The 26970-nt window shown below is 43.1% G+C and carries 27 protein-coding genes; 8 read left to right on the forward strand and 19 right to left on the reverse strand.

Annotated features, from left to right (window positions below):
• Positions 1–4: 4 nt before the first annotated feature.
• On the reverse strand, positions 5–1342 hold the full coding sequence (locus tag M1M80_RS10805) for a sodium-dependent transporter (protein ID WP_060398826.1): 1338 nt from the start codon (positions 1340–1342) through the stop codon (positions 5–7).
• A gap of 230 nt (positions 1343–1572) precedes the next feature.
• Between M1M80_RS10805 and M1M80_RS10810 the strand changes: the two genes are divergently transcribed.
• Entirely contained in the window at positions 1573–2574 is a 1002-nt protein-coding gene (locus M1M80_RS10810; protein WP_060398827.1) for a bile acid:sodium symporter family transporter, read from the forward strand.
• Between the two features lie 14 nt (positions 2575–2588).
• Here M1M80_RS10810 and odhB read toward each other — a convergent pair whose 3' ends face one another.
• The 8 genes from odhB to cdaS all read right to left on the reverse strand — a co-directional run bounded on the left by odhB (position 2589) and on the right by cdaS (position 14191).
• Positions 2589–3842 (reverse strand): 2-oxoglutarate dehydrogenase complex dihydrolipoyllysine-residue succinyltransferase, encoded by a 1254-nt coding sequence (gene odhB / locus M1M80_RS10815; protein WP_003241644.1) that lies wholly within the window; start codon positions 3840–3842, stop codon positions 2589–2591.
• 15 nt (positions 3843–3857) lie between these two features.
• Positions 3858–6692 carry a 2-oxoglutarate dehydrogenase E1 component gene (sucA, locus tag M1M80_RS10820; protein ID WP_003241643.1) on the reverse strand — a complete coding sequence of 945 codons (2835 nt, stop codon included), beginning with the start codon at positions 6690–6692 and terminating at the stop codon, positions 3858–3860.
• Positions 6693–6920: 228 nt separating this feature from the next.
• Positions 6921–8837 (reverse strand): nitric oxide reductase activation protein NorD, encoded by a 1917-nt coding sequence (locus tag M1M80_RS10825; protein WP_060398828.1) that lies wholly within the window; start codon positions 8835–8837, stop codon positions 6921–6923.
• Positions 8838–8847: 10 nt separating this feature from the next.
• On the reverse strand, positions 8848–9738 hold the full coding sequence (locus M1M80_RS10830) for an AAA family ATPase (RefSeq protein WP_003241639.1): 891 nt from the start codon (positions 9736–9738) through the stop codon (positions 8848–8850).
• A gap of 87 nt (positions 9739–9825) precedes the next feature.
• Complete coding sequence (locus tag M1M80_RS10835) at positions 9826–10413, reverse strand: superoxide dismutase family protein (RefSeq protein ID WP_060398829.1); 588 nt, start codon at positions 10411–10413, stop codon at positions 9826–9828.
• Positions 10414–10506: 93 nt separating this feature from the next.
• Positions 10507–11742, reverse strand: a complete 1236-nt coding sequence (gene cwlS, locus M1M80_RS10840) for a D-gamma-glutamyl-meso-diaminopimelic acid endopeptidase CwlS (RefSeq protein ID WP_060398830.1) — start codon at positions 11740–11742, stop codon at positions 10507–10509.
• Positions 11743–12124: 382 nt separating this feature from the next.
• Positions 12125–13342 (reverse strand): macrolide family glycosyltransferase, encoded by a 1218-nt coding sequence (locus M1M80_RS10845; RefSeq protein ID WP_060398831.1) that lies wholly within the window; start codon positions 13340–13342, stop codon positions 12125–12127.
• 234 nt (positions 13343–13576) lie between these two features.
• Positions 13577–14191, reverse strand: coding sequence for a cyclic di-AMP synthase CdaS (cdaS, locus tag M1M80_RS10850; RefSeq protein ID WP_019258661.1), 615 nt, complete (start codon positions 14189–14191; stop codon positions 13577–13579).
• A 275-nt stretch (positions 14192–14466) separates the two neighbouring features.
• On the opposite strand from cdaS, the gene M1M80_RS10855 reads away from it, so the two are divergent.
• Positions 14467–15825 (forward strand): MATE family efflux transporter, encoded by a 1359-nt coding sequence (locus M1M80_RS10855; RefSeq protein ID WP_060398832.1) that lies wholly within the window; start codon positions 14467–14469, stop codon positions 15823–15825.
• A gap of 15 nt (positions 15826–15840) precedes the next feature.
• On the forward strand, positions 15841–16689 hold the full coding sequence (rsbRC, locus tag M1M80_RS10860) for an RsbT co-antagonist RsbRC (RefSeq protein WP_003241625.1): 849 nt from the start codon (positions 15841–15843) through the stop codon (positions 16687–16689).
• Between the two features lie 25 nt (positions 16690–16714).
• On the opposite strand, the gene bshB2 is transcribed toward rsbRC, so the two are convergent.
• From bshB2 to rarD, 4 genes are all read right to left on the reverse strand, one after another.
• Positions 16715–17380 carry a bacillithiol biosynthesis deacetylase BshB2 gene (bshB2, locus tag M1M80_RS10865; protein WP_003220099.1) on the reverse strand — a complete coding sequence of 222 codons (666 nt, stop codon included), beginning with the start codon at positions 17378–17380 and terminating at the stop codon, positions 16715–16717.
• 18 nt (positions 17381–17398) lie between these two features.
• Positions 17399–17749 (reverse strand): YojF family protein, encoded by a 351-nt coding sequence (locus M1M80_RS10870; RefSeq protein WP_019258663.1) that lies wholly within the window; start codon positions 17747–17749, stop codon positions 17399–17401.
• Positions 17746–18024 carry a hypothetical protein gene (locus M1M80_RS10875; RefSeq protein ID WP_060398833.1) on the reverse strand — a complete coding sequence of 93 codons (279 nt, stop codon included), beginning with the start codon at positions 18022–18024 and terminating at the stop codon, positions 17746–17748. Before M1M80_RS10875 ends, M1M80_RS10870 begins: the two co-directional genes overlap by 4 nt.
• Positions 18025–18099: 75 nt before the next feature.
• Complete coding sequence (rarD, locus tag M1M80_RS10880) at positions 18100–18996, reverse strand: EamA family transporter RarD (protein WP_060398834.1); 897 nt, start codon at positions 18994–18996, stop codon at positions 18100–18102.
• A gap of 98 nt (positions 18997–19094) precedes the next feature.
• On the opposite strand from rarD, the gene M1M80_RS10885 reads away from it, so the two are divergent.
• The gene (locus M1M80_RS10885; RefSeq protein ID WP_060398835.1) at positions 19095–19553 is read left to right on the forward strand and encodes an Hsp20/alpha crystallin family protein; all 459 of its coding nucleotides are present in this window, start codon (positions 19095–19097) and stop codon (positions 19551–19553) included.
• A gap of 32 nt (positions 19554–19585) precedes the next feature.
• Here the strand turns inward: M1M80_RS10885 and M1M80_RS10890 are convergent, their stop codons facing one another.
• Entirely contained in the window at positions 19586–19822 is a 237-nt protein-coding gene (locus tag M1M80_RS10890; RefSeq protein ID WP_003241613.1) for a hypothetical protein, read from the reverse strand.
• A gap of 86 nt (positions 19823–19908) precedes the next feature.
• Entirely contained in the window at positions 19909–21243 is a 1335-nt protein-coding gene (locus tag M1M80_RS10895; RefSeq protein ID WP_060398836.1) for a gluconate:H+ symporter, read from the reverse strand.
• 343 nt (positions 21244–21586) lie between these two features.
• Between M1M80_RS10895 and M1M80_RS10900 the strand changes: the two genes are divergently transcribed.
• Positions 21587–21976: a tautomerase family protein gene (locus M1M80_RS10900; protein ID WP_060398837.1), complete on the forward strand. Its 390-nt coding sequence runs from the start codon at positions 21587–21589 to the stop codon at positions 21974–21976.
• A 59-nt stretch (positions 21977–22035) separates the two neighbouring features.
• Here the strand turns inward: M1M80_RS10900 and M1M80_RS10905 are convergent, their stop codons facing one another.
• Both M1M80_RS10905 and yodB read right to left on the reverse strand, forming a co-directional pair.
• Positions 22036–22224, reverse strand: a complete 189-nt coding sequence (locus M1M80_RS10905) for a hypothetical protein (RefSeq protein WP_060398838.1) — start codon at positions 22222–22224, stop codon at positions 22036–22038.
• Positions 22225–22425: 201 nt separating this feature from the next.
• Positions 22426–22764 (reverse strand): transcriptional regulator YodB, encoded by a 339-nt coding sequence (gene yodB, locus M1M80_RS10910; RefSeq protein ID WP_019258668.1) that lies wholly within the window; start codon positions 22762–22764, stop codon positions 22426–22428.
• 129 nt (positions 22765–22893) lie between these two features.
• Between yodB and M1M80_RS10915 the strand changes: the two genes are divergently transcribed.
• A complete protein-coding gene (locus M1M80_RS10915) occupies positions 22894–23502 on the forward strand; it encodes a nitroreductase family protein (protein WP_060398839.1) in 609 nt (202 codons plus the stop codon).
• 42 nt (positions 23503–23544) lie between these two features.
• On the opposite strand, the gene M1M80_RS10920 is transcribed toward M1M80_RS10915, so the two are convergent.
• Positions 23545–24147, reverse strand: a complete 603-nt coding sequence (locus tag M1M80_RS10920) for an alpha/beta hydrolase (protein WP_060398840.1) — start codon at positions 24145–24147, stop codon at positions 23545–23547.
• Positions 24148–24162: 15 nt separating this feature from the next.
• The gene (locus M1M80_RS10925; protein ID WP_060398841.1) at positions 24163–25074 is read right to left on the reverse strand and encodes a ring-cleaving dioxygenase; all 912 of its coding nucleotides are present in this window, start codon (positions 25072–25074) and stop codon (positions 24163–24165) included.
• Positions 25075–25257: 183 nt separating this feature from the next.
• Between M1M80_RS10925 and M1M80_RS10930 the strand changes: the two genes are divergently transcribed.
• The gene (locus M1M80_RS10930) at positions 25258–25458 is read left to right on the forward strand and encodes a DUF3311 domain-containing protein (protein ID WP_003241600.1); all 201 of its coding nucleotides are present in this window, start codon (positions 25258–25260) and stop codon (positions 25456–25458) included.
• Positions 25458–26948: a sodium:solute symporter family protein gene (locus tag M1M80_RS10935; protein ID WP_060398842.1), complete on the forward strand. Its 1491-nt coding sequence runs from the start codon at positions 25458–25460 to the stop codon at positions 26946–26948. The genes M1M80_RS10930 and M1M80_RS10935 overlap by 1 nt, the downstream gene beginning before the upstream one ends.
• The last annotated feature ends 22 nt before the right edge of the window (positions 26949–26970 follow it).

Genomic DNA, 26970 nt, shown 5'->3' on the forward strand with positions numbered 1-26970 from the left:
TGTTTTAAAAAATGCCTAACACATGTAAAAATACGATGATGATGGCAACAGGTGAAAGATAACGAATGAGCAGGAGCCAAACCGCAAACCACTTTCGTTTGAGGCTGGAACCGCTTTTCAGCTCGTCGAACAAATCCTGTTTCGGTATTTTTAACGGAACAAAAATAGAAATCAATAACGCGCCTAACGGCATTAAAATATTGCTTACAAGATAGTCTGCCGCATCAAAAATGGACAAGTGAAATATAGAGACGTCACTTAAGACACCGTATGATAATGCAGATGGCACTCCGACAATAAAAATAGCAATTCCGCCTAACCAAGCGAATCGTTTTCTTTTATTGACATCGCCTTTTGAAAGCACCGCGACCAAAATTTCCAGCATTGAAAAAGCGGATGTTAGTGCCGCAAATAAAAATAGAAGTAAAAATGCTAATAAAAAGATAATTCCGAACGGCATTTGATTAAATACAGTCGGCAGCACGTTAAATAACAGGACCGGCCCTTGGTCTGGTTTGAGGCCGAATGAAAAGACAGCTGGAAAAATCGCAATTCCGGCCATTACAGCAACAAGCACGTTCAATACCGTTACAGATACAGCGGATTGCACCAGATTTTCCTGTTTCTCTAAATAAGAGCTATACGTTACCATGACAGATACACCAACACTTAGTAAGAAAAAGGATTGTCCCATCGCATATAAAATCGTATTGGCATCAATTGCGGTTAAATCAGGCATCAGGAAAAACTTAAGACCTTCCATTGCGCCATCAAGTGTAATGGAACGCACCATTAATATGACAAATAATATAAAAAGCGCCGGCATTAATACTTGGCTTGCTTTTTCAATTCCGCTGCTTACCCCTTTTGCAACAACTAAAATTGTCACCACCATAAAGAGCAGCTGGCCTCCTACAGCCAAATAAGGATTTGAAATCGTACTTGCAAATATCGTATCAAAACCAGATGTTTGCGATAAACCGCCAGTGAAGCCTTTGATAATATAAACTAAAATCCACCCGCCAACGACACTGTAGAAAGATAAGAGAATAAAGCACGTCGCCATGCCTAAATAACCGATCCAATGCCACTTCGTTCCTGGAGCAAGTGTTTTATAGGACTGAACGGCATCTTTCTGTGTTTTTCTGCCTATGATAAATTCACCTAACAACAAAGGCAGTCCGATTAAAAACGTAAATAAAATAAAAATAAGTAAAAATGCGCCTCCTCCGCTGGTGCCTGCTACATATGGAAATTTCCATATCGCGCCAAGCCCGATAGCTGATCCTGCCGCGGCTAAAATAAAGCCGAGCTTCGAAGACCATTGATTCGCTTCCTTCACCCTATCACTCCTATTTTATCTAACCATTATAAAGATTCATTGTAAGAATATCTTCCTATATAGTCAAGAACATTTTAATTAGTTTACATAATATATCTACTGTCATCTATTTAAAGCCAATCCGTCTATTGATATTGAATTATTCAGAAAATTAATTATAATAAGAGAATGTTTAAAATTTTGTGAGAATTTCTGCTGAAGTTCTTGATAAATGTGTAAGGAGTGTTTTTATGGACATCATTAGAAAAATAAGTCATTTCGCGGGACAAACCTTCGGCATATGGGTCATTGTTTTTGCCGTGCTGGGATTTTCTTTCCCGTCTTTATTTACGTGGATCAGTTCTTATATTACGATTTTTCTTGGCATTATCATGTTTGGAATGGGTCTTACATTGCAAGCCGATGATTTCAAAGAGCTGCTCAGAAAGCCTTGGCACGTCATCATTGGAGTGATTGCTCAGTATACCATCATGCCGCTCGTTGCTTTTGGATTGGCATTTGGACTGCATCTGCCAGCTGAAATTGCAGTGGGTGTTATCCTTGTGGGTTGCTGCCCTGGGGGAACTGCATCTAATGTCATGACATTTTTAGCAAAAGGAAATACGGCCCTTTCTGTTGCTGTTACAACAATATCTACCTTGTTGGCACCTGTTGTAACCCCGGTTTTGATTATGCTGTTTGCAAAGGAATGGCTTCCAGTCTCGCCGGGGTCTTTGTTTATTTCAATCTTACAGGCTGTTTTATTTCCGATCATTGCAGGCCTGATCGTCAAAATGTTTTTCAGAAAACAAGTCGCAAAAGCCGTACATGCCCTTCCGCTTGTTTCTGTCATTGGCATCGTTGCAATTGTCTCAGCTGTCGTCAGCGGCAACCGGGAAAATCTGCTTCAATCAGGGTTGCTCATTTTTTCTGTTGTCATCCTGCATAACGGTATCGGTTATTTGCTTGGATTTCTTTGCGCAAAGCTTTTAAAAATGGATTATCCGTCTCAAAAAGCCATTGCAATCGAAGTCGGCATGCAAAATTCAGGACTTGGGGCGGCACTAGCCACGGCTCATTTCTCACCGCTATCTGCCGTACCAAGCGCGATATTCAGTGTGTGGCATAACCTTTCAGGTTCCATGCTTGCAACATACTGGTCAAAAAAAGCGAAAAAGAAACAAACAGCATCAACCAGCAGTAATCTATCTCATAAAATCCGCATACAAAAAAGGTACATCACATTATCGTGATGTACCTTTTTTTATTAGCCCTCTAATAAAAGCTGTTCAGGATCTTCTAGTAAATTTTTGATTGTCACTAGGAAACCAACCGCTTCTTTACCGTCTACAATCCGGTGATCATAAGATAAAGCGATATACATCATCGGACGGTTTTCGAAGCGCTCTTCATCAATTGCCACAGGGCGCAGCTGAATCTTATGCATGCCCAGTATACCGACTTGAGGGCTGTTTAAAATCGGAGTCGACATCAGTGAACCGAAAGTCCCTCCGTTTGTAATGGTGAAGGAGCCCCCCTGTAGCTCACTAAGGGTTAATTTATTGTTTCTTGCTTTTTTCGCAAGCTCGCCAATTTCTTTTTCGATTCCTGCAAATGTCAGGCGATCCGCATCCCGTACAACCGGAACGACAAGGCCTTCATCAGCCGCAACAGCGATCCCAATATCGTAGAATTTCTTAACGATCAGCTCATCGCCTTGAATTTCCGCATTCAGCAGCGGATATTTTTTCAACGCAGCTACGACCGCTTTCGTAAAGAAAGACATGAAGCCGAGCTTCACTTCGTTTTGCTCAAAGAATTGATCTTTGCGGCGTTTTCTGAGATTCATGACAGCCGTCATGTCTACTTCATTAAATGTAGTCAGCATCGCCGATGTTTGCTGTACCTCTACAAGGCGTTTTGCAATCGTTTGTCTGCGGCGTGACATTTTTTGCACTTCAACAGGTTTCTCAAAGCTTTGCTGTGCTTTTTGAGCCTGAGGCTGCTGTCTTTGCTGAGGAGCCGGTTTTGACGCTGGTTTTTCGTACGCTTCGACATCATGCTTGCGCACTCTTCCTAACGGATCTCCCGTTGGAACCTGAGACAAGTCAATTCCTTTCTCTCTTGCCAGCTTACGGGCTGAAGGAGAAGCAATCGTTCTTGATTTTGCTTCGGCTTGCGTTTCCTCGCTCACCTCTTGTGCCGCTGGTTCAGCTTGCTTCTCTACTTTTTCGCTTTCCTTGCTTTCAGCTTTCTCTGAAGGAGCAGGGGCAGAACTTTCACCCGCGCCTTCTGAAATAGTACCGATAATTTCTCCGACTTGGACGGTATCACCCGAATCTTTCAATACCTCTTGAAGTACACCCGATTCTTCTGCTGTCAATTCAACATTTACTTTGTCCGTTTCTAGTTCAAGCAGATATTCACCCTGTTCTACATAATCACCAGGCTGCTTTAACCATTGGGCTATTGTTCCTTCTGAGATTGATTCTGCTAATTCAGGTACCTTAATTTCCGCCATTTTTTCATTTCCCCCTTAGTTTTTGCGAGTCAAGCTATCAGATACAATACGTTCCTGTTCTTTTTTATGAACTGTCGGATCTCCCTCTGCAGGGCTGGATCGTCTTCTCCGTCCAATATATTGAACGCTTACTCCCTGTGGTGCAATTTCTGTCAAATACGGGCTGATATAACTCCAAGCCCCCATGTTCTGCGGCTCTTCCTGCACCCAAACGATTTCTTTCAGGTTCGGAAGTTTTGCAAATAATTCTTTGACTCCTTTTGCCGGGAATGGATACAGCTGTTCAATTCTCGCAATGTGAAGCCACTCTTTACCGTCTTCTAATTTATTGAAATGATCACTGATGTCTATGGACACTTTACCGCTGGATAATACAAGTCTGGTTACTTTTTCATAGTCATGAGAAAGTCCGGACTGTTCGTAAACAGGCTGGAAGCGGCTTTCGCTGAGCTCCTGCACTTCCGAAACCGTATTCGGATTACGAAGAAGGCTCTTCGGCGTCATAATGACGAGCGGTCTGATCTCTTCACGAAGCAGCATTTTCGCCTGTCTTCTTAAAATATGGAAATACTGTGCAGCGCTTGTCAGATTGGCAACCGTCCAGTTGTTCTCCGCGGCAAGCTGCAGGAACCGCTCGATTCTTCCGCTTGAGTGCTCAGGCCCCTGTCCCTCGTAACCGTGCGGAAGCAGCATAACTAATCCAGATTTTTGGCCCCATTTCGCACGTCCGGCAGAAATGAATTGGTCAAAATACACTTGAGCAGCGTTGGCAAAATCTCCGTACTGCGCTTCCCACATGACAAGCGTTTCCGGTGAATGCACGTTATAGCCGTATTCAAAGCCGAGAACCGATCCTTCAGACAGCGGGCTGTTATGAACAGCAAACGATGTGCCACAGTCAGATAAGTGATGAAGCGGCACAAATTCTTCACCCGTCTCACTGTCATGAAGCACAAGGTTTCTTTGGGCGAACGTTCCGCGCTCGGAATCCTGTCCTGTTAAACGAATCGGTGTTCCGTCTTTCAAAATAGAAGCAAACGCAAGTGATTCAGCCAAAGACCATTCCACTTTTCTGTCATCATCAAACGCCTTTGCGCGTCTTTCTAAAATGCGCTTTAGCTTGCCGAAAACGTTAAACGACTCCGGCCAGTTGACCAATTCGCCATTCAGCTTGCGAAGCACATCAAAATCAATGGAGGTGTCCACATCAGGGAAACCGTTTGAAACAGGCTCTGGAAGTTCAATTTCACAGGCGGTATGTTCCTTTTTAGCCGGCACTTTCTGATAAGCATCCTCAATGCGCTTCGTTACCGATTTTTCGATGTTTTGAACAACTTCCTCGGTAAGCACGCCTTCGTTCACAAGCTTTTCGGCGAAAATTTGTTTGACGGTCGGATGCTTTCTGACAGCATCATACAGCATTGGCTGAGTGGTTGACGGCTCATCCATTTCGTTGTGTCCGTAGCGTCTGTACCCGATCAAGTCAATTAGAAAGTCCTTGTTGAATGTTTTTCGGTATTCGACCGCAAACTTAACAGCTGAAAGACAGGCTTCAGGATCGTCTGCATTTACGTGAACAATCGGAATTTCATAGCCCTTCGCCAGGTCACTGGCATAGTTTGTCGATCTTGATTCAGCGCTTTCTGTTGTGAATCCGATCATGTTATTGGCAATAATATGAATCGCACCGCCTACTTGATACCCTTTTAAAGAGCTTAAATTCAATGTTTCAGCAACAATTCCTTCCCCAGGGAATGCAGCGTCTCCATGAATTAAAATGGCAAGCGATTTTGTTTCATCCTGCACCGGGTATCCGCTTTGTGTTCTTGTTTCTTGTGCCGCTCTTGTACTGCCTTCAACAATTGGATTGATAAATTCCAAGTGGCTCGGGTTGTTTGCTAACGTAATGCGTGCTGATTTTGTTTCAGCGTCTTGAAGCTCCCGATTTGCCCCCAGATGGTATTTCACATCCCCTGTCCATCCGTAGCTGATTCCGATTGATCCCTCAGACGGGACAAGGTCTTTGTTCGGCGCATGCTGAAATTCAGAGAAAATAATTTCATACGGTTTGCCGAGCACGTGAGCCAATACATTCAGGCGCCCCCTGTGCGCCATTCCGATGTTGACACTGGTCGTACCTGATTTGACAGATTGTGCAATAATGTCATCCAGCACTGGTACAAGCGCGTCCAATCCCTCAATGGAAAAGCGCTTCTGTCCGACGAATGTGCGGTGCAAAAACTGCTCGAAGCCCTCTACTTCTGTCAGTCTCTCCAGCACAGCCGACAGTTTTTCAGCTGAGTTCTTCTGGAACAGCTCGCCAGATTCAATCTTTCTCGTCAGCCACTCACGCTCTTTGAAGTCATGCACATGGTCAAATTCAAATGAGATCGTTCTTTTATAGGTATTTCGTAAATACTGAATGGCTTCTAGACCGTTCGTAATGTTTTTAGGAGCGTCTTTACAAATCACTGACGCAGGTATTGCTTTTATTTCTTCTTCTGTTAGCCCGTAATCGGATAATGGAAAGAGTTCGCTCTTTTTCCCATCCTTTCTGAGCGGATTGACGGAAGCGTTTAAATGGCCATAGGTTCGGATATCTTCTGCAAGTCTGACTGCGGATGCGATCTTTTGAATCAGATCGGCTGTAACACGTCCCTTTTCTTTTGTTCCCGAGGCCTCTTTTATATCGCTTGGCGGAGCACCGAGCTCGTCGAACATGTCCTTTAGATCCGGATCAATGCTGTTCGGATCCTGGGTATACTGATCGTAAAGCTCCAGCGCATAGCCGAGGTTCGGACCGTAAAAATCTTCCCAATTCATTCGTTGTTTCATACTATTTTGAAACATTTGAATATTACCCCCAACTTAGATAATCAAGTGAATGATTCACTATCTTAAAATAACTTTCGAACACTGTGTCCAAAATTATGTAATAAAAACGCTTCCAACGATATTTTACCACTGTTTGCAATTTGATTCTACCTTGATTGTTCACAAAATAGTAAAAAACCTTTATAAAAAACAAAAAATTTAATCATTTAAAAAAAGAAACGCCAAAAAGCATAGGATAAAGGGCTATCCTATGCTTTTATGGAGCAGTTTTTTCAGCAGCGGATACAGAACATCCGGGAGCTGATCGACATCCGGGACAAATATACTGAATTTTCCGTACATATCCTGAATGGTCTTCATTTGCGATTCTTCTATTTCTGAGTTGGAGAGAAAAACATTTATCACTTCTATTCCTCTTTTTCGGGCTTCAATAACCGCTTCACTTGTATCGACAATCCCGTTTTGTTCATAGCCAAATGCAGCCGGCTCTCCATCTGAGAAAACGATTAAGAACTTTTGTGCCTCGCTGCGCTGCAGCAATTTTTTCGTCATCTGCCGGATCGCATAGCCGTCACGGTTATCTTCCTCAGGCTCGAGCTGCATAATTGCAGGCCCAGCATCTTGTCTTAATGACGATTGGAAAGGAATAACCGTATTGAAATAGTTTGGCTGGCTTGTTTCGGTTGCATCGTTTGTGTCCTCCCAGAAGCCGACAATCTGATGCGGAACCGCTACCGATTTCAACGCTTCGTGAAACAACACGATTCCCCGTTTTGTTTCGTCCATTTTGTCGAACATGCTGGCTGAACAGTCGACCAGCAATGTAAAAACTGCGTCAATTTCTGAAGACGGTTCTTGCTTTTTGTAGAATAGACGCGGATTTCGCTCAGTGAAGTAGCGCAGAAGCTTATTGTTCAGCCGTCCGGCATGAAGGTCTGTTCTCGGCAATGTTTTTTTATGCTCCAGCGTTTTTTGAATCATTTGTTTTAAACGCTTTTGATACGACTCAATCGTTTTTGCCTGCTGTTTATAGGAAAGCTCCTCTTCACTGGTTGCCGGCTGAGGTTCTTTGTAAATCGGAAATGCGTATTTATTTTCTTTGCCGTCAGCCATACCCGCTCCGTTCGGCTGGTCTTTTTGGGACTCCAGCGCTTCCAGCTTGGAATAGTCTTTCCGTTTTGTTTGTCTGGCTGATCCTTGGACAGAACCAAGGGCTTGATCTCCATCGTCGCCTTCCCTTGAAGCGTCTTTTCCTAAATCTGATTTTGCGCCGTGTTCAATATCGAATTGAAGGAAGCTTTTAGCCGGTGCTTCTGTTTCCCGGTGCCACGTCGGCATTTCTTCTTCATGAATATCCTCATCACCGTCTGATTTTTTCGGAAGCGCGATGTCATCACTCAGCTTAGGCGCTTTTTTCTCTTCTTCAAATAACGGCTGTTCCGCAGCGTTTGCGTAATCAAGCTCAGGCAAAAAGAAGTAGGTGTTCAGCATATCCTTATCGAGCACCTCTTCAAGCCCGTCCATGAGGTCTTCAACAATTTTCAGGACCTGCCGTGTCGAATCTGCTTCATACACGCGAAGGAGCTGCTGCTCAATAAACGGGCGCATCAGATCAATATCTTCACGCATAGACGGAAGGGTCTCGAGCGGCGATTCCGTTGTTAGCTTGACATAGATCGCACAAAAGAGGGCATCCGTAAAAATGCTTCGTTCTAAATTTAAGGTCAGCTGGGTAGAGAAGTGTTTTCTGTACATGTCTTTTCGCTTCGCAAATACATGTTTTGTACCCGGACGCTCGTGTTTGATGCATTCTTCAATTCTGATGTCCTCAAGCAGCATAAACAGCTGCTTGGCAAAGCTTTTGAACGTAAGATGCCGATGGATATCATCCAAAAAGTTCGCAAACTCTTGCAGCGAGCTATATCTCGTTCCGACCGAACGCAGGTAGACGTCGCTTTTCAGACCCGCCTCCATGTCCTCGGCTGCTCTGTCTTTCCAAAAGTGGCTCATATAGATTTTCTTTTCAAATGGATTGTAATAGGACTGAACGCCATACTCCACTTCTACCGCTTCACTCTTGGTAAGTGTTTTGGCCAAATCAGTCAGCATCATAAATAAAAACGAATCAATTGTGCTGTCGTTAAATTTGATAAATTTCATCGCAGCTCCCTCATTCAAACAGAGTTTCTGCAATATTTCGAACGGCCGCCTTTTCCCGGTCATCATCAAGCTTCTCTACAATTCCCCGTTCGATGGCACGACGCGGCGGAATATAAGCGGCTAAATCACATGTATCGATTAAAGCTCTGATGGATGCCGCTTCTTCAGACACCTGTCCGTTATTGGCCTGAACAATCAGGTCAGAGGAAAGCGTGATAAACCGGTCAATTAATTTCTCATCTTGCAGAGCTGACTGAGACATAAGCACTTGTTTCAGCAGCTCGCCTTTAATATAAGGTACATCGATGATGACAAAACGGTTTTTCAATGCTTCATTCAGCGGAACAGTTCCAACATAGCCTTCATTGATGGCTGCAATAACTCCGAATCCGCCTTTAGCCCGAATGACCTCGCCTGTAAACGGATTTGTCATCATTTTTCTGTAATCTAATACACCGTTTAAAATGGGCAGTGTTTCCGGCTTTGCCATATTGATTTCATCTATATAAAGAAAATGGCCTTCCTTCATGGCTTTTGTGACAGGCCCTGAAACAAACTCGATCGTCGCTTGGCCAGATTGATTTTCAATTGTTTTATAGCCGACCAAGGCTTCTGCATCCAAGTCAACTGAACAGTTGACACTGTGCATCGGTTTATGAAAATAGCTGGACAATGTTTCTGCCAGCTTTGTTTTTCCTGAGCCTGTAGGCCCTTTCAGCAGGACATTTTTTCCCATGGCTAATGCGATAATGGCGTCGAATAAAATGGCTTCATCCTCCGCCTCATAGCCTGATGTCCCGATGAGTGACTGAAACTCTGGGGAAATTGGCTGATCTTTATACGATAAAAGCTTTTTTTGTATATCTTCCGGCAATGTTAAGTGCTGTAATTGAGTTGTCATAGACAGGTTCCCTTTCCTATTCGTATTCCATTAACGAGTATACTAAAAAAGCCCCTGTATGCTCAATACAAAAGGGCTTGGATGATATTACTGCTTCTCGTTATTGCCTGAAAGGGCTCCGCAGACGATACGCGCACCTGAATTCCCGCTTGGATTCGTCAAATAATCGTCGGCATGTTCATGAATAATAAACGCACTCCCGTCCTGGTCGAGAATATTTAGTTTACTTCCTTTTTTCAGTGAGGTGTCCGGCGCATTCATAATGACATCTACTTTTCCATCAGCACCGACTTCAAGGTTCGGCAGATCTCCGGCATGATGCCCCATCGGATTGTTGAAGCCGTGTTCTTTGTTCAGCGGATTAAAGTGACCTCCTGCTGATTCAAAATCCGGCCTGACACATGAACCTTTCTCATGGATATGAAAACCGAGTGAAGCGCCGGGACGCAGGCTGTTTGCGGAAATATGAATGTCGAGTCCTTCGTCTTCTGATTCTTTGAGTTCTATAAAACCGACTGCTTTGCCTTCACGATTAACCAGCTGGACATGATGACCAAACGCTGACGTTTCAACGGCTTCTTTTTCCGGTACCCGCTTAGGAGGGTCAGGAGGGTTTTGTCCGCATCCCGCAGCTCCCAGTGCCATCACCATCATCAACAGCAAGAGACGGTACATACTGTCTCCCCCTTGTTTTTTCTAACAGTGTGGTCAATCATTGTCTGATATAAACAAAAAAGCCTATAAAAAGGCTTTTTGTCATGCTCATTTTTAAAAATAGCTTCTTGCGCCCAAGTAGCGCTGTTTCCAATATGAATTGCTGAGATTGGAAATGTCTACGCCCGATGAGCTTGCATGAATAAAGTCTCCGCCGCCTAGGTAAATTCCCATGTGAGACGGGCCGGATTTATATGTGGTAAAGAAAACAAAATCCCCGACTGACGGCTGGCTGACTTTTTGCATGACATTCCAATACCCTGCCGTACTCAATCTTGATATCGATGATACATTATTAATGAGGTAATAAATGAAGCCGCTGCAATCAAAACCGGCAGGCGTGTTTCCTCCCCAGCGGTACGGCACTCCGACATATTTTTTCGCTTCTGTTATCATTCTGTCAATCTTCGAGCCTATTTGAATGTTTGACCCTGAGTTATCTTTTGGCTTTGTCTGATTTGAATTGTTAGACTTTGTTGTTCCCGAGATAGTCAGAACCTGTCCGATTTGCAGCACATCAGATGATAAATTGTTTTTATCACGGATGCTTTGCACAGTGACTCCGAGCTGATTCGCGATTTTCCACAGCGAATCGCCTGCTTTCACCTTGTATGTAGTTGTTTTGGAGGAATTGGAGTTTGACGGCTTCTTGGAACCGCTGTTTCCGCTCTTGGGTGAGCTGCTTCCTTTTATTTTGAGTACCTGTTTAGGATAAAGGGTATCTGATGTTAAGCCATTTAATGTTTTCAATTCAGCTACTGTCATATTTAAGCTGTTTGCGATTTTCCACAGTGAGTCACCAAGCTTAACTGTATATGTACTTTTTGAAGAGCCTGAAGAATTGGAACCGCTGTTTTTCTTTGATCCATTTGAGCCGCTTGAACTGCTTGTCCCTTTGATCTTAAGCTTTTGCCCTGGACGAATCAGGTCACTGCTCAGGCTGTTTAAGCTTTTAAGCTCAGAAACACTCATTTTATGATTTTTAGCAATCATCCATAGCGAGTCACCATATGCAACAGTGTACGTTGACGTTTTGCTTGAGTTTGATGAAGGTTTCGTGCTTTTTTTGCTGTTTTCAGGAATCTTAAGGCTTTGTCCGACATAAAGCACCGACGATTTCAATTTGTTTTCGGATTTCAGTTTGGATATTGTCGTATCATATTGGCGGGAAAGTTTCCAAAGAGAATCACCGCTTTTTACTTTTATCGTTTTTGCTTCCGCGGGCGCTGCTGTCATCGATGACCCAACAACTGCGGAAACAGCCAAGCCGGCTACAATCTTCTTTTTCATTCATTCAACCTCCTAAACTGTTTATTGCTCAAAAAACAGATAGTATTTTATTTCCAAAAATGGCGCACATCAGTTTTATCGTCACTTCTTCAAAAAGTTAAATCCTTTTCAAACATTCGGCAGCAATTTCAGCATCGTTCGACCTTTAAATCTTCAAATAAACACCTAACATTTTACATAACCTGCATCTATTTTTCGAAAGTCTAAAGAACTATTTAAGCGGGGGCAAAAATGATGTTTTTCTATTGATGAACGAAGCAGATTTTCCTCCTTTCTTGTCTGTTTTTCTTATCAATTCTCTATTGGCGTGTCAAATCCCTTCCTCTGCTTTCTTACGAAAATTCCAAAATGCCTGTTCTTTTGATAAGAACAGGCATTTATATTATGCGTTGGCTGATTGAGTTTTGTGTTTCACAACTTCAAGAATGCTGTCGGCCGCTTTTTTAGAACCGCCTGCCGCTTTCAGTGATTGTCCAATGTCTTTCGCCTTTTCAGCATACACAGGATTGTTCATCACTTCTTGAATCGTTTCTTTCAGAAGGCTTTCAGATAGTTGTTCTTTTTTCAGAACTTTCCCTGCGCCGATTTTTTCCACTTGATTTCCGACGGCAAATTGGTCAGCTCCCATGGGAATAACAACAAGCGGAGTTTCAAAATACAAACCTTCACTTGTGCTGTTCATTCCGCCGTGGGTCACAAATAAACTGGCCCTTTTCAGGATCTCAAGCTGAGGGACATACGGGCGTACAATGAAATTCTCCGGAATGTCGTTTAACTCATTTGCTTTGATATGCTTGCCGATGGAAAGCACAACCTTACCGTCAAAGTCTTTACAAACCTCAAGACATTGATTAAAAAACTGCTTTTGATTGTTAAAAATGGTTCCCATCGAAATAAACAGCACGTTTTCATTGTCAATCTGCTCAAATGGGAAATCATTGTTTCCGGCTCTTTCCGTAATTGAAGGACCAACAAATACATACTGATCGCCGAATTGCTCAGCCATTGGCTGAAATTCCCTTGATGTAAAGACAATCGTCAAGTCCCCCTCTGAAGAAAAAACGTCAAATGGCTTTTTGATCCCTGCCTGAAAATCAGTATTTAATGTTTCTGCAAGCTGCTTGTAAGATTCATAATGAGGCGAATCTTCAAATGATCCTCTCATGTATGCACCCATCATTTCCTTTAGAAATTCCTCATTCATCGCAAAGGTTGTACACAGTGAAAATCTCGGCAGCTTCAACAGGTTGGCAATGATTTTACCGGCCAGTAGGTGATGATCATATATGACATAATCATACGACTCATGTTTGACTTCATCATAAATATGAGTCGCGATATCCTTACAGCCTTTCAAAAAAGCGCAGATCATTTCTGTGAAATCTCTTTCTTCATCTCCGGTTGCATTCTTTCCGAAGTAATCTTCCCGGAAATCATGATACTCACGAAACTCAATATCAAGAGCTGCAATTTTTTCTTTGTATTCCTTCACTGCGTAGTAGGTAATATGTTCTCCCCGTGATTTCAACTCCTTCATTACACCGATAGACGGATTAATATGCCCTTCACCGGGAAAACCGATCATTAATACATTAGCCATGCGGCAGCACCCTTCCTTTAAAAATTTATATAATATTTTATACGGTACTATAAATACATAATTAGGTAAAGTATTTAACTTAATTAATATTCATTAGATATAACTTTTCTACCAGTTTATATTTCCTGCCTTCAAGACAAAAAGCATTCAGCTTGAAGTGAATGCTTTAAAAAAGATCCGATTTCAGTCATTTTGTCTCATGATAGGATTCATTATCAGGCCCTTTTATTTATTTTACGTTCTTGGCGAAATTAACGGATATAATACACCGTCTTTTGCAAACGACATCTTCCCTGTCTCCTCTGAAACAACGAGCACAAGCGCGTCCGTATACCCCGACATTCCAAGAGCCGCGCGGTGCCGGGTTCCCAGATGGATATCCACATCCTTTGTTGTCAGCGGGAGTACATTAGCTGCTGATACGAGTTTATTTTCCCTTACCAATAAAGCGCCGTCATGAAGAGGATTTCCGGGGAAAAAGATGCTCTCAATTAATGAAGCGCTGATCTCCGCATGAAGGGATGTTCCTTTTTGAATAAAATGTTCAACAGGGTCCGCTCTTTCAATCACAATTAAAGCACCATGCTTATGTTCCGATAAGGCTTTAATCGCCTTGGCCAGCTCAATAAATGCCGGCGTAAATTCCTCAATGTATGATTGCAAATAAAAGGATGATGCGATCCCCTGCATGTCCTGAAAAATATGCCCCAATTCATCTAATTCACAAAGGAGGCACTGGTCTTTTTCGTGAAGCGCCTTCAAAATTAGCGATGCATCACCTAATATTTGCTCTAAGTACACTTGTATTTTCCCCTTGAATGCATTTTCTGACATCTGCTCATAACGCATAGACCTTCATCTCCTTTTCAAAATTCCAACTTTTCACGCATGCTTATCTTATTGATGCACATTCTATTGGTAAAGGAGGGATGTAAAGAATGGAAATCGAAAGAATCATTCAGTATATTTGCACCTTTTTAGGCGTGATTTCGCTTTCTTTTATTTATGCCCAAATGTTTAGAAAAACGAAACCGACAAAAAAAGAATAGGCCTGCCGTTCATTGCTTTTTATACATAAAATGTTATAATTTCTCTCGTTATGAAAAAGAAACGGAGATCAATGTATGAAAGAAACTCGAAACGCCCGGCAGAAGATCAAACAGCTTTTGCACATTTTAATTCCGATATTAATTACCCAGGCGGGGCTATCTCTTATGACTTTTTTAGATACTGTAATGTCAGGGAAAGTCAGCCCCGCTGATTTAGCCGGTGTCGCCATTGGCTCAAGTCTTTGGACCCCTGTTTATACAGGACTTGCAGGCATATTAATGGCGGTCACCCCGATTGTCGCTCAGCTTTTAGGCGCTGAAAAAAAACAGAAGATTCCCTTTACTGTTTTACAGGCTGTATACGTGGCCGCGCTTCTTAGCATCGCCGTTTTAGCGATTGGATATGCTGCAGTTGACCTTATTCTTGGCCGATTAGACCTTGAGGCTCACGTGCATCAGATTGCCAAACACTTTTTAGGGTTTTTATCGCTGGGAATTTTCCCTTTATTTGTTTACACCGTTTTGAGATCATTCATTGACTCATTAGGGAAAACGAGAGTCACAATGATAATTACACTCAGTTCTCTTCCGATCAATTTTGTATTGAATTACGTATTCATCTTTGGGAAATTCGGAATGCCTGCCCTTGGCGGCGTCGGTGCCGGGCTAGCGTCCGCGCTTACATATTGGTGTATCTGCATCATCAGTTTTTTCATTATTCATAAAGCCGCGCCATTTTCCGAATACGGGATTTTCCTTACAATGTATAAGTTCTCTTGGAAAGCGTGTAAAAATATGCTCAAAATCGGGCTGCCTATTGGGTTCGCCGTGTTTTTTGAAACGAGCATTTTCGCAGCTGTCACGCTTCTGATGAGCCATTTTGATACAGTGACCATCGCGTCCCACCAGGCGGCCATGAACTTTGCTTCGCTTTTATATATGCTGCCGCTTAGCGTGTCCATGGCTTTAACAATTGTTGTCGGTTTTGAAGCCGGTGCAGCCCGATTTAAAGATGCACGCTCATATAGCTTGATCGGCATCATGATGGCGGTTGGCTTTTCTTTGTTAACTGCAGCCTGTATCCTGTCATTTAGAGCGCAAATTGCCGGCATGTACACTTCTGACCCCGATGTGCTCCTGCTGACACAGCACTTTTTAATTTATGCGCTGTTTTTTCAGCTTTCCGATGCTGTGGCCGCACCTATCCAGGGAGCGCTCAGAGGATACAAAGATGTGAACTATACGCTTGCGGCCGCATTTGTCTCTTACTGGGTCATTGGCCTTCCTGTCGGTTATGCGGTCGGTACGTTTACAAGCCTTGGCGCGTTCGGTTATTGGATCGGGTTAATTGCAGGACTCGCCGCCGGGGCAGTTGGGCTGTTTTTCAGGCTGGCTAAACTGCAAAAACGTTATTCGCAAAAACAATACAGTTAAAAGAGGTGATCATACATGGCAAAAAATAAAAAATTATACGAATATCTTTCTCAGCATGCGGAGACCATCAGTTCAACATGGTATGAAACAATTGAGGAGACCGATCCGAATTCCATATATGCATCAACAGACCCTGCTGTCATTCACAATTTAAAGAGCCAGAATCTTGCCTTCAATTATAAAATAAACCGTATTTTTATAGATGATGAAGATGTGTACCTGCCTATACTGAAAGAATGGGCCTTTGAAGTCACACAGGATCAAGAGCATTTAAAGACTCCTATCCACTATATTATCCGGGAGTTTGTTAGAGTGAGAGATTTATATGTTTCCTATGTGAAAGAATTTGTCCATATCAATCAGGACACTGTGAAAGGCGAAGAAGCCGAAGACCTTTATCACGCCCTTATAAAAGCGTTTGATCTTGTGATTCATATTTTTATAGAAGAAATGTACAAAAACACAAGTCTTCAGCTTCAAGCCCAAAAAGATATGATTACTGAATTAAGCGCGCCGGTCATCGTGCTGTTTCACAGCGTCGGGCTGCTGCCTTTAATCGGAGATATTGATACAGTTCGCGCCAAACTGATTATGGAAAACACACTGCATCAATGTGCGGAGAAAAAGGTGACACAGCTGTATATTGATTTGTCAGGAGTAGCTGTTATTGATACGATGGTTGCCCACCAGCTGTTCAGTCTGATTGAGGCGCTTCGTTTAATCGGCGTTTCATCAACTTTGTCGGGAATCCGCCCTGAAATAGCACAAACAGCGGTTCAGCTTGGTTTGTCTTTCGAAGATATTTCCCTGAGATCCACCCTCGCTTCAGCGATTGCATCTGACTTGAAATTAAAAAAGGTATAAGGCTAAAGGCCTTATACCTTTTTGATTAATCATTCCATTGATACGTCCAATATACTTCTTCTTCAAACCATGTTGCCATAACAGGTTCATTGTTTTTCAATTTTTCTTCAAGCTCTCTGAGCATGCCTTCTGTTTGAGTGCGGTGAGCTCTTAACGCATTCATTTTAATATCAGCTACTTCTTTGATATCAAGTACGACATCTGCTTCGCCGAGAACTTCTTCCCTGTTGCGTGTAATGGCCATGCAGAGCGTACGCGGACGGTCTTCTTTCTTTTTACGGTACAATGCACGGATAACCGCTTCCCCGCATGCATCATGGTCAGGGTGCACGCCGTGTCCAGGATAAAATGTGACAATTAAACTTGGTTTTACATCATCTATGATCTCTTCCATGATATCAGCTAAATACTCATCGTCTTCAAATTCGAGCGTTTTGTCACGGAGCCCAAGCATCCGAAGGTCATTGATATCCATTTCTTTGCATGCGTTAATAAGCTCTTGTTTTCTTAATAGCGGCAACGTTTCCCGATTCGCAAAAAATGGATCGCCCATATTTCTGCCCATTTCACCTAAAGTGGCGCAGGCGTACGTAACCGGAATGTCTTTTTTTCTGTTTAAGGCAATCAGGCCTGCCACTCCGTATGATTCGTCATCAGGGTGAGGCAGGATTACAAGTACATGTTCTTTCATTATTTTTCACCCTTTTCTTTAAACTGTGAACGGTTTTTCACTGATTTGCAGAGAAATAGCCAGTTTACCGCCCGGCAGGTGTCCTGCCATTAATAAACGGTTGTCTTCATCTACCGTGTATTCAGTCAAGCCTTCAGCATAAATCCAGCCGTCTTCTGTTTTTAAACCAACCCGAAAAGGGCCGTTGCCTTTAATTTTCGCCTGATGATAGGTAACTTTTGCATTGCGGATGTATGCAACAACCGTCATGTTTTTTTCATTTAAGTGCGCTGAATAAGAACCGGTTGTGGTTTCTAAATGGATATATACAGGGCGGTCCGCATATCGTTCTAAAGATGCTTGCACATCTTCTTTTATGATTGCTTTCATGATTGCTCCCCTCTTTCTTCTTTTAAATGCTCTGCGCGTTCTGTATGTAATTTGACCAGCTGATATTTCACAGCCGGTTCGAGCTGTGAATTCACAATGCGCTGGATCGCGGCAAAATATTTTTCCAGCATCGGTTTCCGGAGTCTCGGATGTGTACGTTTATCCAAGAGCTCAAGATCAATCGCCTCTGCTACCGCTTCTGCGTCATCACTTGCGAAAGATCGGTTGTTCCAAAGTGAAGCGTAGGCTTTCACTATCTCTTTATCATTGTCCATCGTCTTGCTCCTTTATGTCTTACATACATGAAATGATTATACATAATATATGGTTCAGCTGAAAAGCCAAAGGCCTCAATGGCTTTTTGACGCCCGCTTCCACTTTACTTGTGAAAACGTAAACAAGAGCAACGCAGCCCATATACAGCTGAATGTGAAAGCCTTCGAGCTTGAAAATGGCTCATGATAAACAAACAGCCCGATCAGCAAGGTAATGGTCGGTGCAATATATTGTAAGATACCAACTTGGTACAGCGGCAGCCGTTTCGCTCCTTCCGCAAACAATAATAGCGGCAGCGCCGTAAATACACCGGCAAAAAAGAGAAGCATCCACGTCCCACCGCTTTCTGCACCCGCGGGCTGGATATGGCCGCTCAGCAGCAAATATCCCAAAGCAATCGGCATAATCATGAATGTTTCCAGCGTTAAGCCAATGGCGCTCGACAGGCTTGTTCTTTTTTTGCTTAACCCATACAGCCCGAAGCTGAATGCAAGCAGAAGCGCAACATAAGGAATGGAGCCGTATTGGAACGCCGAGATAATAACGCCAGCCGCCGCAATCGAAACCGCCACCAATTGCAGGCGATTCAGTTTTTCCTTTAGAAATAAAATTCCAAGGAGCACTGATACAAGCGGATTAATGTAATAGCCAAGACTAGCCTCAAGCAAAAAGCCATGGTTGACAGCCCATATGTATACAAACCAGTTAATCGAAATCAGGATAGAAGCGAGAAATAAAGAAAGGATGCCGCCTTTCTTTTTCAAAGAGCGCAGCTCCTGCCACCCTGTTTTCCATTGCCGCAAGAAAAAAAGCACGATACACATAAAAACAAAAGACCATATAATACGGTGAGCCAAAATATCAAGGGCCGGCAGCTGTTCGAGAAGCTTCCAATAGAGCGGAAAGAGCCCCCACATGAGAAAGGAAACGGCTGTGTAAAGAACGCCTTTTTTTGTTTCTGAGTATTGCATTTATATCCCCGCCTTTCTTTAGAGCATCTTATATTATATCACGTGAAAGATCGGGCGGGCATATACTATTTTGTCCGTGAAGAAAGGGTGTGATGACGATGTTTGAGTGGAACAAGTACTTTCCTTTCCACAATCAATTTTCCAAGGAAGCATTAAAAAAAGCAGATCCAAAAGAAGTTGAAACGTATGTAAATCGCGTAATGGAAAGTGTGTTCGGCAGTGATTATGCGGCTCAATTTCCTTTCCGCGATCCTCTCCCCCAAAAAGAACAGCCCGCCAAATCTGCTAAACCTGATATGGATATATTTGAAACAACAGACCATGTGTTTGTAAAGGTGCCAATCAGCGAAAGCCAGCTGGAACAGTTGAAAATCAAACACACTTCTCACGCATTAATGATAGAAAATTTTCCGAATTTGGATCATCCGAAAAAAATAAGCCTGCCTTGTTTAGTCAAACGCAAAGGAACAAAAGCCGTCTATAAGGATGGCCTTCTGGAAGTCATGTTTCAAAAGCAGCAAGACTACAATATGTCCGAGGTAGAAATCATCCGATAAAAAACGACCTGCACCGATGCAGGCCGTTTTTGTTAATAGAAACCGGGATATCCGCCGTATGGCACGCCGGCACCAAAACCGTACGGTGCGCCTCCGTAACCATACGGGACAGGCGGATAAGCATAGGGACGAGGTGCGTTAAACAGAGCACTCCCGAGAAAACCGCCTAATAAACCACCGACTAAAGGAGCGCCAAACAAGAAAGGATTGCGCGCCGGATATCCGGCTGGATCTGGGTTCCCGCGATAATATGAATGATGAGGGTACATGATTTTTCCTCCTTTATATCTGCCTATACGTAAAGTATTCAACAAGGAAGAAAAACGATTGGGCTATGGACTGAATCTGGGTATTGTTACATCACAAGCCCTGCCAATAACACACAACCGAGCCCTGTTACTGAGAGAACTGTTGTAAGCAGCGTCCAGGTTTGAAAGGTTTCTTTCATGCTCAAACCGAAAAATTCCTTTACCATCCAAAATCCTGCATCATTTACATGACATGCGATGACACTTCCCGCTCCGGTTGCCAGTACCATCAATGCCGGGTTTACACTGCCTGCCTCCATAAGCGGAGCTGCCATTCCCGCAGTGGTAAGCGCAGCCACAGTAGCAGAGCCCAAACACAGGCGCAGAACCGCAGCGATAATCCATGCAACGAGCAGCGGCGACATGTTTGTTTGACTGAAAAGATCAGCAACATAATCACCGACCCCGCCGTCAATCAGAACCTGTTTAAACGCCCCTCCCCCTCCTATGATAAGCAGCATCATCGCGATTTGTGAAATCGACTCGGATAACGATTTGCTAATCTCCTTCATAGGTATTTTACGCGCATATCCCATCGTATAGAGCGCAAGCAAAAGTGAAATGAGCATTGCCGTCCCCGGAGTGCCGATAAATTCTATGATGTCTTTTCCTCTTGAATGTTCTTTGAGTAATAAAGAAAAAACAGTCGCAATGGCCATAAAGATAACTGGAAATAAAGATGTGACAACACTGATCCCAAAGCCTGGTGTTTCATCCAGCTGAAATTCTTTCCGCGGCCCGAACGCCGATAAACTTCCGCGCTTTTGATACGCACCGGGAAACCGCTTCATCGCAAATTTATTAAATAAGGGCCCGGCAATCACAGTCGTCGGAACAGCGATGATGATTCCAAAAAGCAGCACCTGACCAATATGGGCGCCGTATGCAACTGAGATGGCAGTTGGCGCAGGATGCGGGGGCAAAAATCCGTGAGTGACATTTAAGGCGGCTGCCATCGGGATTCCCAGATAGAGAAAAGGCATTTTTAATTCTTTGGCAATCGCATAAACAATCGGAATCAATAGAACAAGACCCACTTCAAAAAACAGGGCTATGCCGATGATAAACGAGGCAATGACCACCGCCGCCTGTATTCGTTTCCTCCCAAATTTGTCAATCAGCGTAATGGCAATGCGATAGCCGCCCCCAGCATCTGAGACGAGCCTTCCGAGCATCGCACCAAGCCCAAACACTAAAGCTAAATGCCCGAGCTGCCCGCCTATACCCGCTTCAATTGAAAGAACGATTTTATTGATATCCATCCCAAGTCCGATGGCTACTAAAAATGAAACGACAATAAGTGAGACAAAGGTATTTAATTTTACTTTAATAATGAGAAATAACAGAATCAGCACTCCGACAGCAACGATTAAAATCGGCATGGTACCCCTCCAAATGTGTTTTAAAAATGAATTCGGCACTATTTAAGCCCAGCCAAACAGAAAACGCTTTCACTAATAACCAAAAAATGTTGGTTATATGATTGTTATCTTTTGATCAACTAGTGTATTCTTACTAATCTCCTAATCAATGACTGTCAATTGTTTTTATGAGTTTTTCTCAATTATCTAACGCCTATCCTATCGATTTGTTAGTTACATGTTGATTAACTTTTGGTTATATGTTATGTTTTTGATCAAGCTAGCAGCCAGTTTTCATATCTATCCATTGCCTGGAAGCAAATTGAACAATATGAAAACAGACTTCACAAGAGGAGGAATTCACATGCCATTATTACGTTTTGATGTAATTGAAGGGCGTGACGAAAAATCACTGCAATTGTTATTAGATACTGCTCACCAAGCGATGGTCGAAGCGTTTGGTGTTCCGGAAAAAGACCGTTATCAAATTGTCCATCAGCATCCAGCAAACGAGCTTATGATCCAGGATACAGGATTAGGATTTCAAAGAACTAAGGATCTGGTCATCATCAGTATAACGAGCAAAACAAGAACAGAAAGCCAAAAGGAAAAATTGTATGCCCTGCTGGCTGAAAAGCTAGAAGCAGAATGCGGTATTTCCCCAGAAGACCTAATGGTTTCCATTACCGAGAATGGTGACGCAGACTGGAGTTTCGGTCTTGGTGAGGCGCAATTTTTGAATGGAAAACTATAAAATAATAAAACATAGTAAAAAAGAGAGCTTCATCAGAGGCTCTCTCTTTTATAATTCTCTCATTTCTTTTTGATAAAAGCGGAAATCCCAAGTTTGGTGGATAGAGCCTGGATCTCTTTTTTAAATCCAGTTTCGATGCCAATGTAATTCCAATGGAAGCTGACTGGTTTTTGGCAGTAAACATAAAATTCAGGCAGATAGAGTTCCGTTTTGCCGATTTGCAAAACGAGATAAATGATGATCCCCATTTACAAGAGGTTAGCTGCTAATCATTTTTTCACAGATTGGAACATTCCCTATTTTTGTATATTCACTTCATATTCACATTACTTTGTAAACCTGTAAAAGCCATTTTGACAAATATAAAAAGTCATGTAAACGGTATGAACCACCACCCCTTACATGACTTTATTATTGAAATAAAGACTCTTTCCCGGACGCCCCTTTCCTTATTTCTCTTCTTCGCACACTGTTTCACCGGGCTCGCAAAATTGATCGGCCCACGCCTGCATCTCTTGGAATACAGCTTGAAGCGCTGTTCCTTTTTCAGTCAGCGTGTAGATGACTTTGACCGGCGTTTCAGGGAGAACCTGCCGCTGGACGATCTCGTTTTGTTCAAGCTCCTTAAGGCGTTCCGCAAGCATTTTTTGGCTGATCATCGGTATTGTTTCCGTTATCTCTTTAAACCGTTTCGGCCCATCCATTAACACATGGATGATCAGACCGTTCCATCGTTTTCCCAGCAATGAAAAAGCGGATTCCATTTTAGGGCACATTGTATTTCCCACAAGTCTTCATCCCTTCATCTATTGATTGACATGTATTCAATGATCCATTACAATAATCTTTCAAGTTACATTTAGTAAGCTTCTAACTTTTCTATTATCATACCACGTTTATCCGAAGGAGGAAACACTATGACGAATACTCTGGATGTTTTAAAAGCACGTGCATCTGTAAAGGAATATGATACAAATGCCCCGATCTCTAAGGAAGAGCTGACTGAGCTATTGGACCTTGCCGCTAAAGCGCCTTCAGCTTGGAACCTTCAGCATTGGCATTTCTCAGTATTCCACAGCGATGAATCAAAAGCGGCGCTTCTTCCTGTAGCGTATAATCAAAAACAAATCGTTGAGTCTTCTGCTGTTGTCGCTATTTTAGGCGATTTAAAGGCAAATGAAAACGGTGAAGAAGTTTACGCTGAATTGGCAAGCCAAGGCTATATTACAGATGAAATCAAACAAACATTGCTCAGCCAAATTAACGGCGCCTACCAAAGCGAGCAATTCGCACGTGATTCTGCTTTCTTAAATGCTTCTTTAGCTGCTATGCAGCTTATGATTGCCGCAAAAGCAAAGGGTTATGACACGTGCGCAATCGGCGGATTTAACAAAGAGCAGTTCCAAAAGCAATTTGATATCAGTGAGCGCTATGTTCCTGTTATGCTTATTTCAATCGGAAAAGCATTGAAACCTGCCCATCAAAGCAACCGCTTATCGCTTTCAAAAGTGTCAACTTGGCTGTAAGGATATGAAAAACCTTAGTCCGAAATACGGACTAAGGTTTTTTTATACAATCGCATTTTTGTACCATTCACGAGCCTGTTCAGCTTCATGCTGCGTCAGCTGATGGCCCCCATCCTGCCAGAATACGGAGGCTGATGCCCCGCTGTCACGTAAATAGCTGTGAAGCTCTTCTGATTCTTCCTTCGTGCAGAGAGGGTCGTATTTCCCGGCACCGATAAAAACTGGGAGTCCCGTCATATCAGGCAGCGTGACACCGCGAACCGGAACCATCGGATGATGCAGAATAGCCCCTTTTAAGACATCTTTATAATGGAAAAGCAGGCTTGCTGCAATATTTGCGCCGTTTGAATAACCGACTGCAATCACTCGGCCGCGGTCAAATTGATGCATTTCTGCAGCCTCGTCGATAAAATCTTTCAATTCTCTTGTCCGCTCCACGAGGTCCTTTTCATCAAAGACACCTTCACTCAGGCGTTTGAAAAATCGCGGCATTCCATTTTCAAGCACCGATCCTCTGACACCAAGCAAATGGGCATGAGGGTCTATAAACCGTCCCAATGAAAGCAGATCGTGTTCATTACCGCCTGTTCCATGCAGCAGCAGCAGTACGTTGTCAGATGTGCCTTTTTCATAAATATGCTTCATCGTAAATTCCCCCTTTTAAAGTTCAGGCAACATGTCTATTATTTGTTGTCTATGTTTCTCCAACCATTCAGGCAGTTTTAATGAAGTACCCAGCTCATCAAACGTTTCATCTGTTATAAAGCCCGGTTCATCTGTGGCGATTTCAAATAAGATACCGCCTTTCTCCCTGAAATAAACGGATGTAAAGTATTCTCTGTCAAGGATTTCTGACGAAGGAAGGTGGTTTTCCGCAATAATCGGCAGCCATTTCGCCTGTTCCTCTTTCGTTGTCCGAAACGCTACATGGTGGACCGTGCCATAACCTCCCACCCCTCTTTTTTCAGGGTGTAAATGTACGTCAATGACGCCGCCGATGGCCGCTGAGGATGTCAGTCTGACAATCTGGTCTTCTTCCGCCGCTTTGGAGTATCCGAAGCTTTCCGTTAACAATTGAATGGTCGCCTGCGGGTCGTAGGAATACAGCAGCACGCCTTTCATTCCCGTAATCGCCTCATGTTTTGAAATGCCGTCAGGTGTCCAGTCGCTTTTATTGCTTTTCTCGTCCTCTATGATCGCTAATGGAAGGTCTTCCGTATCATGAAAAACAAGCGCCTTTTCACCGAATAACGTTTTTCCCTCCAGTTTCAGCCCGTTTTTCTCAAGACGTTCCTTCCAAAAAGACAGGGAGCCTTTTGGAACTGAAAAGTACACCCGGCCCGCTTGGCCTTTGCCTACCGTTCCCTGCCCGCTTCCTTGGAACGGGAAAAAGGTCATAATTGTACCGGGATCTCCATTTTGGTTCCCGAAGTAAAAATGGTACGTTGCGGGATCATCGAAGTTTACTGTTTTTTTGACAAGCCGAAGCCCGAGCACTTCTGTATAAAATCGCAAGTTTTCTTGCGGATCTCTGGCGAATGCTGTGACGTGGTGCAATCCTTCTGTTTTCATTTTCCCACTCCTATTTATCTCGATTTCAAGATATTTATTATTTTAAACCTTTATTGAGCAGGATGCAAACAATGTGTTTTGGTTAAATAATTGAAAAAATCATTTTTTTCTAATAATTATCTTGTGATCTTATCTTACAACTGCTATTATAGTGAGCATTATCATGTTTCAGGAGGAAAGTAAATGGTTAAAAAAGCACTTATTGTTATTCTCATTCTTTTGCCATTCGCCCAACTTGCGCTATTGCCGCTTGTGAATCGAATTGAACCGATTATGTTCGGCCTTCCGTTTTTCCACCTTTGGCTGCTGTTGTGGATTATCATTACGCCGTTATGCTCGTTTGGCATTTACCAGATGCAAAAAAAAGATGGAGGGCTTGAATAATGCAAGGGAATCTCACTGCACTTCTCATTACAGCTGTTATCGTTTTAACCGTTGTCTGTATCGGATTTCTCGCCGGAAGAGACAAATCCTCACGCACCTCGGTGGAAGAATGGTCTGTCGGAGGCAGACGCTTTGGCGGCCTTCTCGTCTGGTTTTTAGTAGGCGCTGACCTCTATACGGCATATACTTTCTTAGGGTTAACCAGTACTGCTTATACGGGCGGAAGCGTTGCATTTTTCGCCATTCCTTATTCTGTATTGGCCTACTTTATCGCCTACTTCTTCCTGCCGAAACTTTGGAAAGTTGCGAAAATTCATAAATTAATGACACTTGCGGATTACGCCCGGGAGCGTTTTGACAGTAAGCTTTTAGCAAGCCTTGTTGCCATCGTCGGTGTGCTGATGCTTATTCCGTACATATGCCTTCAGCTGAGCGGCATTCAAGATACGCTCCAGGTTGCCGGCACCGGATATATTAATGTGAAATTCGTTGTCATCATCTCATTTATTCTTGTTGCTCTTTACACATTCTTCAGCGGGATTAAAGGTCCTACATTTACAGCTATTATTAAAGACATTTTAGTATGGGTTATTATGCTGTTTATGGTGGTGTCCCTTCCTCTCATTCATTTTAACGGCTGGACGCCAATGATTGACACGTTAGTAAAGGAAGCGCCTCAAATGCTGACGATACCGGCTGATGGGCCAAAAGGCATTCCTTGGTTTATCACAGCATCTATTGTTTCCGCTCTTGCACTTTTTATGTGGGCACATGCGGCTACAGGAGTTTTCACAGCGAAAAGCGCCGATGCAGTAAGAAAAAACAGCATGTTTTTACCGCTTTATAATATTGTTTTAATTTTGGTCATATTTCTTGGTTTTATCGCATTTCTTGTTCTGCCGGAAGATACAAATCCAAGACTGGCGCTGCTGCATTTGATTCAAACATCTTACGGCGGCGTGGCACAAGGTTTTGCATATGCCACTATCGCTCTTGCTTCATTGATTCCTTGTTCCATCATGGCAATCGGGGCATCAAATTTATTTGCCAATAACCTATATCGGGATTTGATTCATCCGAATGTGTCTCAAAGCAAGCTGACACTTGTCACACGTTCAATGGTGTTTGTTGTCATCGGCCTTGCGCTTCTGTTTGGAATGCTTTTCCCGACTGCCTTAGTGACACTCCAGTTATTAGGCGTATCCGGCATGGTGCAAATCTTCCCGGCGATTGCTGTCAGCCTATTCTGGAAAAACCAAACGAAAGAAGCGACAGTTATCGGATTATTGGTCGGCCTTGCGGTTACGTTTATTGTGTATACCACTCAATCCGCACATGGCATTTATGAAGGGTTCTGGGGATTGGCCGCCAATATCATCGCTGTGGTTATTCTCAACCCGCTGTTCGTCAAAAAAGCAGGGTCCAATCCTGTTATTGAAGGTTTATTTGGTAATAAACAAGACCAAAACCCGAATCAAAAGGGTGCATAAAAAACCCATACGCGGCAACCGC

This window comes from Bacillus inaquosorum, from assembly GCF_023238325.1.
Lineage (GTDB): Bacteria > Bacillota > Bacilli > Bacillales > Bacillaceae > Bacillus > Bacillus inaquosorum.